Genomic DNA, 397 nt, shown 5'->3' with positions numbered 1-397 from the left:
TGGACCCGCACGGGTTGGGGGTGCCGGAGGTCGCGTGGATGCGCCGGCCGGCGGATTACCGGGACGCGGCCGAGGGGTTCGCCGAGGGCTCCCCCGAGGGGGTGCGGGCCTGGCTGCTGATGTGTTGCCGGGCGCTGCAAGCCGGCGCGCAGGACGCGGTGGCGATCGCCGACGCCCTGCCGGGCCGGTAGCCGGTTGGTTAGCCGGCGGCGCCCGGGAACGTGGCCGGGCGAGCCGTCCGAAGACGCTCCGAAGACGCTCCGAAGACGCGAAGCGGGCGGCGTTCCGACATCTGTCGGCCCGCCGCCCGCCAGCACGGAACCCGGTTACCAAGCGTGCATCTCTGGGTTGCGTGGGTTGGCCTCGGCGATCTTGCGACACTTCCGGCTGCGGTCCC

1 pseudogene is annotated in these 397 nt (G+C 74.1%); it reads left to right on the top strand.

From position 1 onward, the window contains the following. A pseudogene (locus FPZ47_RS27995) lies at positions 1 to 191 on the top strand (oxidoreductase); the annotation flags it as partial. Positions 192 to 397 lie beyond the last annotated feature (206 nt).

It is taken from the genome of Mycobacterium helveticum, from assembly GCF_007714205.1.
Classification (GTDB): domain Bacteria; phylum Actinomycetota; class Actinomycetes; order Mycobacteriales; family Mycobacteriaceae; genus Mycobacterium; species Mycobacterium helveticum.
The sequence above is the reverse complement of the archived record's forward strand: the minus strand, read 5'-3'. Positions and strand labels throughout refer to the sequence as shown.